9 protein-coding genes and 2 pseudogenes are annotated in these 15,802 nt (G+C 62.3%); 9 read left to right on the forward strand and 2 right to left on the reverse strand.

Going from position 1 to position 15,802, the window contains the following annotated elements:
• Window positions 1-33 precede the first annotated feature (33 nt).
• The 6 genes and pseudogenes from IVA82_RS41155 (at window position 34) to IVA82_RS41180 (ending at window position 3,202) form a co-directional block, all read left to right on the forward strand.
• A complete protein-coding gene (locus IVA82_RS41155) occupies window positions 34-864 on the forward strand; it encodes a lytic murein transglycosylase (protein ID WP_247386041.1) in 831 nt (276 codons plus the stop codon).
• 108 nt (window positions 865-972) lie between these two features.
• Entirely contained in the window at window positions 973-1,194 is a 222-nt protein-coding gene (locus IVA82_RS41160; RefSeq protein WP_148741211.1) for a hypothetical protein, read from the forward strand.
• Between the two features lie 12 nt (window positions 1,195-1,206).
• Window positions 1,207-1,629: a hypothetical protein gene (locus IVA82_RS41165; protein ID WP_148741210.1), complete on the forward strand. Its 423-nt coding sequence runs from the start codon at window positions 1,207-1,209 to the stop codon at window positions 1,627-1,629.
• A gap of 390 nt (window positions 1,630-2,019) precedes the next feature.
• Window positions 2,020-2,456: pseudogene (locus tag IVA82_RS41170) on the forward strand (MaoC family dehydratase).
• 89 nt (window positions 2,457-2,545) lie between these two features.
• The gene (locus tag IVA82_RS41175; RefSeq protein WP_247386042.1) at window positions 2,546-3,037 is read left to right on the forward strand and encodes a hypothetical protein; all 492 of its coding nucleotides are present in this window, start codon (window positions 2,546-2,548) and stop codon (window positions 3,035-3,037) included.
• Between the two features lie 6 nt (window positions 3,038-3,043).
• Window positions 3,044-3,202, forward strand: a complete 159-nt coding sequence (locus tag IVA82_RS41180) for a hypothetical protein (protein WP_247386045.1) — start codon at window positions 3,044-3,046, stop codon at window positions 3,200-3,202.
• Window positions 3,203-3,224: 22 nt separating this feature from the next.
• Here the strand turns inward: IVA82_RS41180 and IVA82_RS41185 are convergent, their stop codons facing one another.
• Both IVA82_RS41185 and IVA82_RS41190 read right to left on the reverse strand, forming a co-directional pair.
• Window positions 3,225-6,413, reverse strand: a complete 3,189-nt coding sequence (locus IVA82_RS41185; RefSeq protein WP_247386046.1) for a multidrug efflux RND transporter permease subunit — start codon at window positions 6,411-6,413, stop codon at window positions 3,225-3,227.
• A gap of 184 nt (window positions 6,414-6,597) precedes the next feature.
• Window positions 6,598-7,842, reverse strand: a complete 1,245-nt coding sequence (locus IVA82_RS41190; RefSeq protein ID WP_247386048.1) for an efflux RND transporter periplasmic adaptor subunit — start codon at window positions 7,840-7,842, stop codon at window positions 6,598-6,600.
• A 204-nt stretch (window positions 7,843-8,046) separates the two neighbouring features.
• On the opposite strand from IVA82_RS41190, the gene IVA82_RS41195 reads away from it, so the two are divergent.
• From IVA82_RS41195 to IVA82_RS41205, 3 genes and pseudogenes are all read left to right on the forward strand, one after another.
• Window positions 8,047-8,664, forward strand: a complete 618-nt coding sequence (locus tag IVA82_RS41195; RefSeq protein ID WP_247386049.1) for a TetR/AcrR family transcriptional regulator — start codon at window positions 8,047-8,049, stop codon at window positions 8,662-8,664.
• Between the two features lie 593 nt (window positions 8,665-9,257).
• A pseudogene (locus tag IVA82_RS41200) lies at window positions 9,258-9,779 on the forward strand (IS5/IS1182 family transposase); the annotation flags it as partial.
• A gap of 561 nt (window positions 9,780-10,340) precedes the next feature.
• Window positions 10,341-14,312 (forward strand): LEPR-XLL domain-containing protein, encoded by a 3,972-nt coding sequence (locus IVA82_RS41205; RefSeq protein ID WP_247386051.1) that lies wholly within the window; start codon window positions 10,341-10,343, stop codon window positions 14,310-14,312.
• Window positions 14,313-15,802 lie beyond the last annotated feature (1,490 nt).

A 15,802-nucleotide genomic window follows, 5' to 3' on the forward strand; every position in this document is an offset into this window, starting at 1 on the left:
GGTACCGAACGGTACGGGACGGAGATAGCGGGTATGATCAGGGGCAGGGCTGTTGCGGCGGCGGTTTTTGGCGCGATTCTTGGCGCAATGGCGCTGCTTGGTTGCCTGGCGTCCCCCGCCGAGGCCGCGCAATGCGGCAGCTCGCCGGCCGGGTTCGAAGGCTGGAAGCGCGAGTTCAGTGCGGAGGCACAGACCAAAGGCATTGGCCCAACCGCACTCGCGGCGCTGATGCAGGCCAATTACGCCAGCGCCACCATTGCGGCCGACCGGAGCCAACGCAGCTTTTCGCTGTCGCTCGACCAGTTCCTGGCCAAGCGCGGCGCCACCACCATCGTCGCCCGTGGCCGCTCCCTGAAGCAGTCGCAGGCCGCCCTGTTCGCCTCGATCCAGCAGCGCTATGGCGTGCCGCCGGGGCCGCTGATCGCGATCTGGGGCATGGAGACCGGATTCGGCAGCCAGCGCGGCAACCAGAACATGCTGTCGTCGATCGCGACGCTCGCCTATGACTGCCGCCGCCCCGAATTCTTCGCCGACCAGCTGTATGCCGCGCTGAAGCTGATCGACCGCGGCACGCTGTCCGGGGCAACCCGCGGCTCCATGCATGGCGAGGTCGGCCAGACCCAGTTCATGCCCAAGAACATCCTGGCCTACGGCACCGGCAACCTCGAGGTCGCTGCCAACGCGCTGAGTTCGACTGCGAATTTCCTCAAGGCCCATGGCTGGCGCGCGGGAGCCGGTTACCAGCCGGGCGAGCCAAATTTCGCCGCGATCGAGGCCTGGAATGCCGCCGGCGTTTATCAGAAGGCGATTGCGCTGATGGGGCGGCAGATCGACGAAGGCGGAGAGGCGGCGGCGTCGAGGTGATTAGCTCCGCAAGGTGTGACCGCCGTACGCGAGAAAGTTGTTGCCGTCTGGAACCGTCGGCATGAGGATTGCTTGATCAGGGCAGGGCTGGGCATGAGGAGACTCAATATGGCTACCCAGATCGTGATGGACCAGACCGGCGACACGCGCCACGAGTTTGATCCGGACAATGCCGAAGCGCTGGCGCGGGCCGAACAGCGTTTTCGGGAGCTGACCGGAGCCGGCTTTACCGCCGCTTTGCGAACCGGGCCTGGCGAAGTCACCCGTATCCGGTCGTTCGACCCAACCGCACATGAAACGCTGTTCTATCCCCGCCTGGTTGGCGGTTGATCTGAGCTGCTCATGATCGCGGCAGTTTGGTTTCGCGCACCGGCGCGAGCGCGCTTGCACGCGCTGCGCGGGCTTTACCGGCGCTTTTTCGGCGAGAACACGCCGGATGCCCGCGGCCGCCGGCTGTTGTCCGAATGGCTGTCGCCAGCCCAGCGTACCCAGTTCGAGCAGCACCGGTATTTCGACGTGATCGGCTGCGATACCGGCAAGCGGTATCGCATCCACTACGGCACCGCCGCCAATGTTCACGAAATCGACGATGCCGGGGTTGCGACGATGGGCTGGTGCTTTGTCCCGTCAGGCTTCCTCGCGCCAGGCGACGTGATGCTGGCGCAGAAGATCGCGCTCGAGACGGACGAGAGGGGCGCGCTGGCGCTCGCCAACCGGTTTCCGGCGGCAACGCATTCGGAGCATTTCTACCGGCGGCCGTTCTAGATCAGCGCCGCCGGCGCCGGCCGGTCAGAAATGCGTGGTGCGGTAGGCATCCACGGCATGCGCTGCAAAGACGCCGATGCTGCAAAGGGCGAGCAGGGCCGAGATAAGTTCGATCATAGCTCGTCCTCCGGCAGCGGATGGGCGACGAGATGTTGGCAGCAGGAATAATCCCAGATGAGGTCGAGCAAGAATTGCATGGTGGCCGTCCCTGTCTGATTTTGACAACTAGATAACTGGCCATCTGTTTCAGGTGTGTTTCGTCGCACCTGGAAAGGGGTTTCGTGGGGAACCTAGGCTAGTTTGTGTCCAGCGAACGCCGTACATTCCTTAGTCAAACCCTTTAGCCTCGCGCCTCCGGCCGGGCGGTATATTTTATCGCGAGGCACAATAGTGGCTCAGGTGGAATGGTTCGACGATCTCACCGTCGGAATGCGTTTTAGGTCTCCCGAGATTCACGTCACCGAGAGCGCTTTGCCGCCGAGTTCGACCCGCAGCCGATGCATCTCGATCACGAGGCTGCCCAAGGCACCCCGTTCAAGGGCCTCGCGGCGTCGGGATGGCACACCGCGGCGATCGCCATGAATCTCGCAATCCAGGCCCGTCCCTTCGGCCCGCATCCGCTGATCGGCGCGGGCGTCGACGGCCTGCGTTGGACCATTCCGGTCCGGCCCAACGACTGCCTCCACCTCGAAGGCGAGGTTATGAGCCTGACGCCGTCGAAGTCGAAGCCGCAGGGCATCGCCCTGGTGAAATGGACGATGTTCAACCAGAACGACGAGGAGGTTCACACCTTCACCCCGATCGCGATCGTGCCGCGGCGAGGGTAGGGCTACCTGCCGACTGGCGCGCCTCGTGAAGCCCTTGCCGCCTGCCGGGAGAGGTGGTCATCTTCGGTCGGGGAACCCTGGAGGCTGACATGAAACGAATCCTTCTCGCCGCTTTGCTGTTCGCAGGCGTCGCGAGCGCCGGGCCGTCGCTCGCGCAACAGTCCAAGGTCGGCGACTGGACCATCGAGAAGCGCACCCAGGATACGCACTGCAACGCCAGCCGCGGCTACAAGGATGACGAGAACCGCGACTATGTCGTCGTCATCACCTATTCCGACAAAGCCATTGTGATCGTGATGATCTATGACGGCTGGGAGTGGGACAAGGTCGGCGAGATCCTGAAGGGCGATGTCGGCACCGATGACGTCGAGATCATGAAGAAGGCGAAGTGGGAGGTCATGGACAAGACCACCGTGCGCGGCATCTTCGAGTACGATCAGTCGATCATGGACCGCCTGTCGAAGGCCAAGCGCCTCACGCTCGATTTCGAGGACGATGACGACGACAGCATCGAGATGCAGATACCGCGCGCCGGCGAAGCGCTGGCAGCGCTGAAGTTTTGTGAGGAGAACCGGAAGTAAAGCGCGGTGAGGACATCAGGACCTCTCGTCGACGTCTTCGTCGATTTCGAGATCAGCCTGCCCGTCGGCTCCGCGCTTGGTGTGATCGCCTTTCACAACGCCAACGAGACGGTCCTTCGCAAGACCGCGCTCGTTCTTCTGTTGTCAGGCATTTCCTTGGTTTAATGCACAAGGCTAGTGCACACGGCTAATGCCCAAGGCCTTGAACCGGCGCCGCGCTAGTGTCGCTGCCGTGATGCGTCAGCGGCTTCATGCCGGTGATGGTGCGGAGCAGCACATAGAACACCGGCGTCAGGAACAGGCCGAATACTGTGACGCCGATCATCCCGGAGAACACCGCCACGCCCATGGCGCGGCGCATCTCGGAGCCGGCGCCGGTCGAGAGCACCAGCGGCAGCACGCCCATGATGAACGCCATCGACGTCATCAGAATCGGGCGCAGCCGCAGCCGGCTCGCCTCGATCGCGGCCCGGATCGGCGTGCGGCCCGTAAATTCGAGCTCGCGCGCGAATTCGACGATCAGGATCGCATTCTTGGCAGAGAGTCCCACGAGAACGATAAGTCCGATCTGTGTGAAGACGTTATTGTCGCCTTTCGAGATCCAGACGCCGAACATCGCTGCCAGCAGTCCCATCGGCACGATCATGAGGATGGAGAGCGGCAGGGTCAGGCTCTCATAGAGCGCTGCCAGCACCAGGAACACCAGCAGGATCGCCAGCGGGAACACCCAGAGCCCGGAATTGCCGGCGATGAACTCCTGATAGGTCAGGTCGGTCCATTCGAAGGCGAAGCCGGTCGGCAACACTTCGGCAGCAATCCGCGTCGCGACTTCCTGCGCCTGACCGGAGGAGTAGCCTGGCGCAGCCGCCGCATTGATATCCGACGACAGGAAGCCGTTGTAGCGGATCGCGCGCTCGGGACCCGCGCTCTGGCGGATATTGAGCAGCGCCGACAGCGGCACCATGTCGCCGGATGACGAGCGCACCTTCAACTGCCTGATGTCGTCGGCACGTGCACGGAACGGCGCATCCGCCTGGACATAGACCGAGTAGGTGCGGCCGAATTTGTTGAAGTCGTTGACGTAGTAGGAGCCGAGGTAGATCTGCAGCGTGTTGAACACTTCCGTCACGGGCACCCCGAGCTGAAGCGCCTTGGTTCGGTCGATGTCGGCGAAGAGCTGGGGAACGTTGACCTGGAAGCTCGAGAACACGCCGGCGATCTCCGGCGCCTTCTGCATCGCCGCCATGAACGCTTTCGTCGCCTCGTTCAGTGCCTCATAGCCGAGACCGGCGCGGTCCTCGATCTGGAGCTTGAAGCCGCCGATGGTGCCGAGACCATTGACGGGCGGCGGTGGGAACATGGCAATGAAGGCTTCCTGGATCCCGGAATATTTCTTGTTGAGATCGGCCGCGATTGCATTGCCGCTCAGGGCCGGGCTCTTGCGTTCGTCGAACGGTTTCAGCGTCGAGAACACGATGCCGGCGTTGGAGGAGTTGGTGAAGCCTGAGATCGACAGGCCCGGAAACGCGACCGAGCTCTCGACACCCGGCTGCGTCAGCGCGATGTCGCTCATCTTGCGGATCACCTCTTCGGTGCGGTCCAGCGTTGCGCCATCAGGCAGCCGCGAGAAGCCGACCAGATATTGCTTGTCCTGGCCCGGCACGAACCCGCTCGGCACCTGCTGGAAAAGGAGAGCGGTGAGGCCGACCAGGACCACGTAAAGCCCCATCACGGCGGCCTTGCCCGAGATCACCTTGGTGACGGTGCCGCTGTAATTCTCCGAGGAACGGGTGAAAACGCGGTTGAAGCCGCGGAAGAACCAGCCGAACGCCTTTTCGAGGATCAGGGTCAGCGTGTCCTTTGGCTCGTTGTGGCCCTTGAGCAGCAATGCCGAAAGTGCGGGCGACAGCGTCAGCGAGTTGACGGCCGAGATCACGGTCGAGATCGCGATCGTCAGCGCGAACTGCTTGTAGAACTGCCCGGTGAGGCCGGAGATGAAGGCGAGTGGCACGAACACGGCGATCAGCACCATCGCGATCGCGATGATCGGGCCGGAAACCTCGCGCATCGCCTGGTAGGTGGCATCGCGCGGCGACAGTCCGGCCTCGATGTTGCGTTCGACGTTCTCGACCACGACGATGGCGTCGTCGACGACGATGCCGATCGCAAGGACGAGGCCGAACAGGCTGAGCGCGTTGATGGAGAAGCCGAACATGTGCATCACTGCAAAGGTGCCGACGATCGATACCGGCACCGCCAGTAGCGGAATGATGGAGGCGCGCCAGGTCTGGAGGAACAGAATGACGACCAGCACCACCAGCGCGATCGCTTCCAGCAGCGTGTGGATCACCGCCTCGATCGAGGAGCGTACGAACTGGGTGGGGTCGTAGACGATCTGGTAGGAAACGCCCTCCGGCATGTTCTTCTTGATCTCGGCCATAGTGGCGCGGACGTGGTCGGAGATCTGGAGCGCGTTGGAGCCCGGCGCCTGGAAGATCGGGATCGCCACCGCCTGCTTGTTGTCGAGCAGCGAGCGCAGGCCGTATTGAGAGGCGCCGAGCTCGATGCGCGCGACGTCGCGCAGCCGCACCACTTCGCCGCGCGTTCCGGCCTTGACTACGATGTCGCCGAACTGCTCCTCGTTCGCGAGCCGGCCTTCCGCATTGACGGAGAGTTGCAGGTCGATGCCCTCGACGTTCGGGGAGGAGCCGACCACGCCGGCGGCGGCCTCGACGTTCTGCGCCTGGATCGCCTTGACGATGTCGCTTGCGGTCAGCCCATGCTCGGCGGCCTTCTGCGGATCGACCCACACCCGCATCGAATAGTCGCCGGCGCCGTAGAGCTGGACGTCGCCGACGCCGTCGATCCGCGCCAGCCGGTCCTTGACGTTGAGCACTGCGTAATTGCGCAAATACGTCATGTCGTAGCGGTTGTTCGGCGACAGCAGATGCACGACCATGGTGAGGTCGGGCGACGACTTCTTGGTGATGATGCCGAGCTGGCGCACCACCGCGGGGAGGCGCGGTTCGGCCTGCTGCACGCGGTTCTGCACCAGCTGCGTCGCCTTGTCGGGATCGGTGCCGAGCCGGAATGTCACCGTCAACGTCATTGCGCCGTCGGTGGTCGCCTGGCTCGACATGTAGAGCATGTTCTCGACGCCGTTGATCTGCTCCTCGATCGGCATCGCCACCGTTTCCGCGATCACCTTGGGATTAGCGCCGGGATAGGTCGCGCGCACCAGCACCGACGGCGGCACCACGTCCGGATATTCCGAGATCGGCATCGCGAACAGCGAGATCAGGCCGGCGAGGAAGATCAGGACCGACAGGACGCCGGCAAAAATCGGACGGTCGATGAAGAATTTTGAGAGATTCATAGCTTTGCCCCTGCGCAATTTCTTGCGAGTCTCCGATCACTCCGCCGTCGTTCCGGGACGCGAGCGAGGCGCGCGAACCCGGAAAGCCAGAGGCGATGTGCTCGGAGTTTTCAAACTTCGAGAGTCTCAGGTGCGCAAGCGCGCACCATAGCTCGTGCCAAGCGCACGTCCCGGAACGACGCAACTAGCGCTGCACGACGTCCTGGTTGCTGTGGTTGGAGGCCTGCTGCGGCTCGCGTGCCCCCATCGCCGCAACCTCGGTCTTGAGGAGGGCGCCCGGACGCACGCGCTGCAGGCCATTGACGATGATGCGGTCGCCGGGCTTCAGCCCCGCCGTCACGATGCGCAGCCCAGCGACGGAGCCGCCGAGCGTAACCGGCCGGTAGACCGCGCGGCTGTCGTCGCCGACCCCCATGACGAACTTCTTGTCCTGGTCGGTGCCGATCGCGCGCTCGTCGATCATCACCAGCGTTTGCTGCTTCGGCTGGCCCATGCGCACGCGGGCGAACTGACCGGGAATGAGACGCCCGTCCTCGTTCCGGAATACCGCGCGGACACGAATTGTTCCGCTCTGGCCGTTGACCTGGTTGTCGATGAGCTGGATGTGGCCCTTGGCCGAAAGTCCGCCGGAGGTCGCCATCTCCACCGGGATCTGGTCGAGATTGCCGCGCTTGCCCGAGGCGTCCGCGATCGAGTTCAGCGCCCGCAGCACGACCTCCTCATCCGCATCGAACGATGCGTAGATCGGATTGACCGACACTAGCGAGGTCAGGACCGGAGAGGCGGTGCCCGCGGCGACGAGATTGCCGACAGTGATTTCGATCTTGCCGACCCGGCCGGCGACCGGCGCGCGCACCTCGGTGTAGTCGAGATTGAGTTTCGCGGTCTGGAGCATCGCCTCCGCCGCCTTGACGTTGGCGATCGCCTCGCGATGCGCGTTCTCGCGCTGATCGTAGTCGCGGCGGGTCACCACGGCGTTACCGACCAGCTGTGCGCCGCGCTCGAGTTCACTCTGGGTGAAGACGACGCGCGCCTTGGCGGCTTCGAGCTGGGCGTTGGCCTTGTCGACCTCGGCCGCATAAGGCGCCGGATCGATCTTGAACAGGACGTCACCGGCCTTCACCAGCGCGCCTTCGGTGAAATTGGCCGACAGGATCGCGCCGGCAACGCGCGGGCGGAGTTCGACGCGGTTGATGGCCTCTAGCCGGCCGGAGAAATCGTCCCACAGCACGGCCTGCCGCGGCTCGATCATCGCGACCGTGACGGAGACAGCCTGCTCGGCGGCGGCGGCCGGCGCGGTCGCCTGCGCCGCGTGAAAGTAGCGGCCGGTTGCGATCGAACCGGCGACCGCGAGGGCGCCAACAATGGCAACACCACCGAGAAGACGGCGGACGCGGCCAGGGCGAGAGGTATTTTGGGAGGGGGGCATTTGCGCGCTCCAGATATGTAGTGTTCACTACAGATGTGGAGCTGGATGCCGCAGTGCAAGATACCTATGTACCTTTCACTGTAGAAAAATCTTAGCCGCGGAATGCGAAAAGTGGAAGACGGCAGAGAAAAGAAAGTTAGAACAAATAGATAGGATCAGGCGTTAGCGCGAGGCGCGACGCCGATTCTCAAGGAGGACAGGCACATGGGCATGGGACGCCCCCGGGAATTCGACGCCGAGACGGCGTTGGACCAGGCAATGGAAGTGTTTTGGCGCCACGGCTATGAGGGCGCGACCATTGCCCAGCTGACCGAGGCCATGGGCATCAACCCGCCGAGCCTTTATGCCTGCTTCGGCAACAAGGAAGGCCTGCTGAAGGCCGCGCTCGACCGCTACACCAAGCTGCGGGGCGTCTGGATGGACGAGGTGGTCGCCGCAGCGACCGCCCGCGACGTCGCAGAGCGGATGCTGATGGGCATCGCCGACAAGCAGACCGATCCCGCCAATCCGCCCGGTTGCCTGCTCGTGCAAGGCGGTATCGCCTGCGGCACCGGCTCCGAAAACGTCCCGTTCGAGCTCGCCGCACGCCGCAGCCAGAACGAAGATCAGCTCCGCGACCGCTTCATCCGGGCCAAGGCAGAAGGCGATCTCAAGCCGGCGTCGGATCCGGCAGCGCTCGCGCGCTACGTCTCCGCCGTCGCCGTCGGCATGGGCGTGATGGCGTCCTCAGGCGCGGACCGCGAGGCACTGCGGCAAGTGGCGAGCGTGGCCGTGCAGGCGATCGAGGCGCAATCGGGGAAGATTCTCCGAAATCGCTCTTAAAGCAGACAGCCTCGAAGCAGACCCGAAACGGGACGCCATGATCGACGCTTCGATCGCGCCGCCCAGGTATTTGGCTATCAGTTCACGCTCAAGAAACGAACCAGAGCCGGTCCGTTGCGGCGCAAGCAGTTATTCGGCTTCGCAGTAACGCAGCATTCGGTCGCTGACCCCGTCGTCAACGTAGCGGCCAGCGAGATACGTCGAGAAGCTAAGATGCTACGAACACGCGGGAACACACAAATGGCAAGCCCTGACCGCGGGTCGGGCCGAGTTGTTTCGTGTTATGCGGATTGCAGTAGATTCCGTAATCGCCCTTATGCTGGTGTCCAGCAAACTTCGTACCGGTCGCCGGGGCACGGCAACCTCTTGCGCGCGAGACGGTACGCCATTGGCAGGGAGAGAGTTGGTCCTCAGAGTCGAATTGTAGTCCAGCTTGCACGCTCCGCGAGTGCTCGCAAAGGGCCGTGACTACGACGCCAACCTCTTGGGCCGCACCGCATAAGAAACAGGGCCGGAAAGGAAGATCCAAGGTGGCGCAAACCGCTTCATCCCTTTGTCGATTCCTCTTGCAATGCGGGCGTGGTCCATAGATCGGTGTCAAAGCCTCTATCGTCACCAACAACCGCCGTGCTCCCGGTGGCCTGTTCGTGCTGCACGCCAGGGCGCTGCCCGATAACCCGTACGACGGTCACACCTTGCGGGATGTCATCGACCGCACCGAGACGCTCATCGGCTGTGCGATCGAGCGGGCCTATGCCGACAAGGGATACCGCGGCCACGACGCACAAAATCCCCGCCGAATCTTCATCTCTGGCCAGAAGCGCGGCGTCTTCGGTGTCATCAAGCGCGAGCTGCGCCGCCGCTCCGCCATCGAACCCATCATCGGACACCTGAAGACCGATGGCCACCTCGGCCGCTGCTACCTCAAAGGCCGCGCCGGCGATGCGGCCAACGTCATCCTCTCAGCCGTCGGCCACAACTTCCGCCGCATCCTCGCCTGGCTCAGAGAACTCTTGTGCCTGTTCCTGATCCAGCTCTGGCGCACGCGCGCCCTGTCGGGCCCCGCTCAATTCGGCTTCTTAACGGACGACAAAGTAGCGGCTCTTGCAAAGTAGCTCTTTCATGAAGATAAAATGGCTCACCATGGCGGTTGTTCCCGCTCCAGGTCGACGACACACTATGTAAAAGAGCGGCGTCAGAACAGCAATTAAGCTTGTTTTCGAGCCGTTGTGATACTTGCTGAGGCGCTCTCGGGGCGCTCGGGCATCACCGGGAATTAATCTTCCACTATCATTCTCGATCATTCGATAAGATGGGGGCAACGCGATTGGTTCGAAGCCGAAGGTGACGGCCCAGTCACCACCGAAATCCCATCCATTTGCTTGAGATGCCGAGTGCATCCAGATTATTTATCCCGTTTGTGGCGAGCTTCACATATCAGTTCGCCCGAAACCAGATATCTATGACGCGGACCTATCGCTCAAATCATCTCGCGAACAGACTGACGCCTTCATGCTTCTCGGGCAACAGCACGAGACGTGACGCCTCGCAGCGATTAAAAAAACGTCCGGTTGCGGGTTGCGCGGACACGTTAACGCAATTTAAATAATTGGTTGCTGAGTGCCGCTCCATATGGTTTGTTAAGTCCTAATTTTAAGTGACGCGTTTTTTGTGGATTGGAAATCATTGCGATGCATGGCCGATCCCGAAAACTTATCCGCAAATTGTTGCGTGAAAAGCGGCACAAAAAAACTTCGGCGTCTACTCCGCTCGATCAGCCCACAAGACCTGAAAATTCAGAAGTCTCCCAACGAATCGTGCTCGAGGAACTTGAGCAGCGGCTGCTGCTCTCGGCGGATCTGAATCCGGTCGCGGGCGCGATCGATGTTCCCGGAGAAACCGATCTCTACGTATTCACCCTCGACAAGCCGCAGACGGTTTATTTCGATAGTCAGACTTCGGTGTCGGGGCTCACCTGGAGCTTGAATGGGCCAAGCGGCACGCAGGTTACCGCACAGCCGTTGAACACCACGGACACCACAACGGCATCGCCCGTGTTGACGTTGGCTTCGGGTGACTACACGCTGAGTGTGAGCGGCGTGGGCAATGTGACCGGATCCTACCAGTTTCATCTGCTGGATCTTGCCAATGCAATGCCGGTCCAGACCGATAGCCCGGTCGTCGGCCAATTGTTTCCGGGGTCTGCCAGTAACCTCTATTCCTTCGATGCCACGCCGGGTCAGCACGTTTTCCTCGACCGTACCAGCGGAGGAGACGATGGCAGTCTCACATGGCGGCTGTTCGACAAGAACGGGACCCAGATATCCTACAGCGCCTTCGGCGATCGCGACCTTGCTTCCCTGACATTGGGCGGGAGGTACACGCTCGCAATCGAGGGCGCGGCCAACAACGATACGCCTGAAAATTATTCGTTTTCGGTCTCCAGCGTGAACGACGTCCAGGCGCCGCTGACGCTGAACGCAACGACGAGCGGAACGATCGCGAAGCCCGGTCAGCGTGACACCTACATCTTCACGCTGGCGGCGCCGACATCCGTCTATTTCGATTCCCTGAGCGATGACGCCAACCTGACCTGGAGCCTGACGGGCCCCCGCGGTGTCGAGCGCGGGCCGACGGCGTTCAATGCATCGGATGCCGGCGCCGCGGGAACAACCGGTTCCGTGCTCAACCTGGTAGCAGGAGACTATCGACTGAATGTGTCCGGGACCGGTGATCACACCGGCGATTTTGGGTTTCGGTTGTCGAGCCTGCCGTCCGGCAGCAATGTCGCGCTTGGTCAACCCATTACGGCCACGCTGGACACGGCGAATGCGACGCAATTCTACAAATTCGGCGTCAGCGCCCTCGACAACATTACCATCAATCCGCGGAGTGTCAGCGGGGAGACGCCGTATTGGCGGCTGTTCGACGGCTATGGGCGCCAGATTTGGGCGGCGGACGTCGGTGCGGGCAGCCAGACCATTGCATCCGCCCCCGGCGCGGGCACTTATACCCTGGCGATCGAAGGCCGGGTGTCGGCCACGACGCCCGCGGTGGTCAGTTTCGAGATCGACAAGGGTACACCCGACACCGCCCCGGCACCCGGCACGGCGCTGACGCTGGGCGCGCTCGTCAGCGGAACGCTGACCACGCCGACGCAGACCTACACCTTCACGCTAGCCACTGCGACCAGCCTGTATTTCGATGTGGTCAACTATACTAACGGCGTGCAGTGGTCGCTCGCGGGTCCACGCGGCATCGAGGTGCCGCCGTATCAGTTGTCCGCGTCCTATGCCAACAGCCCGACCGACCCTTATGGCATCGTCGATCTGGTCGCCGGCACCTATACGCTGACGCTGAGTACGACCGGCGCGCCGGCGTCTGCGGTGTATTCCTTCCGGCTGGACGATCTCGCGTCAGCTCCGACGCTCACATTGGGCCAGTCCACCACGGTGACCATGGGCGGCGTCAACACGCCCACCCCACTGTACAGATTCAACGCAACGGCCGGAGATCACTTCTACTTCGACGCCGCCACCTTCAACTATAGTTTGTATAGTCCGGTTAAGTGGCTGCTTTACGACCCCTACGGACGGCAGGTGTCATCCGCCGATTTCAACAACGGGGCTGACATGGACGTGCCGGCAATGCCGGTCAGCGGGACGTACACACTCGCGTTCGACGGTACCCCTACGGCAACCGGTACTTTCACGGTTTATCGCCCGGCCGACGTCAACACCTCCGTGACGATCGGTGCCCAGGTCACCGGTGGGATCGCGCGAGGGCAGGTGGATCGGTATGCGTTCCATCTCGCGCAGGATACCGAACTCTACTTTGACAGCCTGCTGACAAGCTCCAATACGCAGGTCAAATGGTCGCTCACGGGTCCGCGCGGCGTCGAAGCGACAGCCCAGTACGGCTATCTGGACGGCTCGGTTTTCAAGCTCGTGGCTGGCGACTATACCCTGTCATTCGCCGCGGAATTCGGCCAGACCGGCAACTATGCCTTCCGTCTGCTCGACCTTGCCGCTGCGACGCCGCTAACCATCGACAGCCTGGTCTCCGGCACGCTCGATTTGCCGAACGGAAGCAGGGCTTACTCGTTCACGGCCACCGCCGGCGATCACCTTTACTTTGACACCCAGACGTTCTCCGGCGGCGGCAACTGGCGACTCTTCAATTCCAGCGGGCATCAGATCTTCCAGCAGGACGCTCGCAACGACCAGACCACCCTGACGATGGCTGCCGGCGCCTACACGCTGCTGCTCGAAGGCAGCTATTTCAATTCGCAGGCGCCGTCCTACAGCTTCATGGTTCGGCGCGTGATCAACCAGACGACGCCGATCACGCTTGGCAGCAGGGTCGACGGCAGCGTAGCCGCCGGACAGCAAAACGACTACACCTTCACGCTCGCGGCCCCGACGACGTTGTATTTCGATAGCCTGAAAAGCAATTCCAACCTCAGCCTCGTCGTCACCGGTCCTCTCGGACAAGCTTTTTCGCGCGGTTTCAGCACCAGTTCTTCGGCCCCGGTCACGCTGGCGGCTGGGACTTACACGGCCACCGTGAAGTCGCAATACGATTACGATATCGGGAGCTACAGTTTCAGGCTGCTCGATATCACGACGACCACGCCACTGGTGAGCGGGCAGGCGGTCGCGGCGGCGCTCGACGTCCCGAACGGTGCCGTGGCGTTTCAGTTCGACGGGGTCGCCGGTGGTCGCTTTTATCTGGACAAGCTCAGCCTGACGGGAGGCGCCGGCAACTGGCTCCTGCTCGACACTTTCGACCGCGTCGTGAGCAGCGGCCAAATCAGCAGCTTCCCGAGTTACCAACTCACCGCGCTGCCCGCTACCGGCAGATACAGGTTGATCATCGACGGCGACATCTCGAATACCGCCGCAACGTCCTATCAATTCACCGCGGGCGTACCGACCAACCTGTCCACGGCAATTTCCCTAGGGCAGACCGTTACCGGAAACACCACGCAGCCCGGTCAGCGCAACGACTTCACGTTCACGGTCGCGAGCGACACCAGGCTGTATTTCGACTCGCTGACGAATGACTCTTCGTTCATCTGGGGTCTGGCGGGCCCAAATAGCGCGTTCAACAGCGGCAACACGCTCTACGGCACGACAACGAACTTCCAGAGCGGCGACGTCGCTGTTGCCGTAGCAGCCGGCCACTTACACGCTGAGCGTATTCAATGTATTGGGTCATACCAGCGCATTCTCGTTTCGGCTGGTCGATCTGTTGTCGACCGATCCGGCCATGGCGACGCCGCTGGCGATCAACACCCCGGTGTCGGGAACGCTGACCCCGGGGAATTCGACGGCGTTCTATTCGTTCAATGCATCCGCCGGCGACCATTTCTATTTCGATCGCCTCCTGCCTGCCTCGGGTGGCTGGGGATTCCGTCTGTGGAATGCTTTTGGCGCGGAAGTAGCCAACAATTCGAACGACATGGACCTGGTGTCGCTGCCTTTGACCGGCCGCTATACGCTCGGCATCGAGGGCATCCTGGCCAACGCCGTCCCCGTCAATTACAGCCTTGCTGCCGACCGCGTCGTCAATGGCGCGAACGCCTTGACCGTCGGCAGTACCGTCGTCGGAGCGATCTCCCAACCTGGGCAGACGCAGACCTATAGTTTCACGGCCGGCTCGTCCGGCCTTTATTATTTCGACAGTCTCACCGCCCTCAATACCGTCAATTGGACCTTGACCGGTCCGCGCGGCATCGAAGTGAACGCCGCTTTGTTCACCCAGTCCGATGCCGGCGGGGTGAGCATCGGCAATGGCAATCCGGTTCTAAGCCTTATAGCCGGCAGCTATACGATATCGGTCAAGGCGTCGGGCGACGCCCTGCCGAGCTACAGTTTCCGACTGCTGGACCTTTCCACCGCGACGAGCCTTTCGCTAGGCGTGCCGGTTTCCGGCACGCTGTCCTCGGGCCGCGATACCAACATCTACAAGCTTAGCGCCTCGGCCGGTGACAGCATCAGCTTCGTGCGCCAGGCGCTGAATGGGGGCGATACGCCCCAGGTGCGGCTGGTCGACCCCTTCGGCAAAGTGATCTTCTCACGTCCGTTCGATACCGTCACCTCCACCATCGCGCTGCCGCTGTCCGGCACTTACACATTGCTGATGGAAGGCCCGATTACCGCCGGCGGAGCCTTGAGTTACACCTTCTTCTCCAGCTTCCTCGGCCATACCGATCCCGCGCCTTTGACGGGCACGAGCCTGACGCTTGGTGCCATCACCAGCGGCACCATTGCAACCGCCGGACAGGTCAACGACTACACATTCACCGTTGCCGATCCGAGGCAGTTGATCTTCAAGAGCCTGACCTACACCTCGAGCATCGTGTGGACCTTGACCGGTCCCCGTGGCGAAGAAGTATCTTCGACGGGTTTCTCCTTCGACAATTTGTCGCTGATCAACCTGCCGGCGCCGGGCACCTATCAACTCCGCGTCTCGGGCTCGGGGTCGTCCACCGGCAGCTATACATTCAAGTTGAGCGATCTTGCCTCAGCCACCGCGCTGACGTCGGGCACTGCCGTGAACAACACCCTGACGGCGGGCAACGACATCGTGCTGTACAAGCTCGACGTTACCGCCGGCGATCACTTCTACATCGATTATACCGGCTCGAACCCGTATGCGGCCCAATGGCGGCTTTTCGATCCGTTCGGCAAGCTGGTCGCCGCGACCAATACGATCGATGATCTCGACCTTTCGACGCTTGCGATGAGCGGCAGTTACACCTTGGCCCTTGCGGGTTACGTGTACTCCTCGAGCCCGTTCGGCTACAGCTTCACGCCTTACAAGATCGCGGATACGACTCAAGCGCTGACGATTGGCGCGGTTGCCACCGGATCGATCACGCAACCGAACCAGAAGAACGTCTTTTCGTTCGACTTGGCGTCGGCAACCCAGTTGCTGTTCACCAATGCGGGCGCCGATACCAGCGTCCTGCTTGCGCTGAGCGGTCCGCGCGGGACCGAATTCACCGGTCGCGCCCTCTCCGACAAGGGCGTCCTCAGCCTGGTGGCGGGTCATTACACGCTCACTGTCACCGGCCCGGTCTATTCCACGCACGATTACGGGCTGCGCGTCGTCGACCTGGGGGCTGCGCCGC

The sequence above is a fragment of the Bradyrhizobium sp. 142 genome, from assembly GCF_023074015.1.
GTDB lineage: Bacteria > Pseudomonadota > Alphaproteobacteria > Rhizobiales > Xanthobacteraceae > Bradyrhizobium.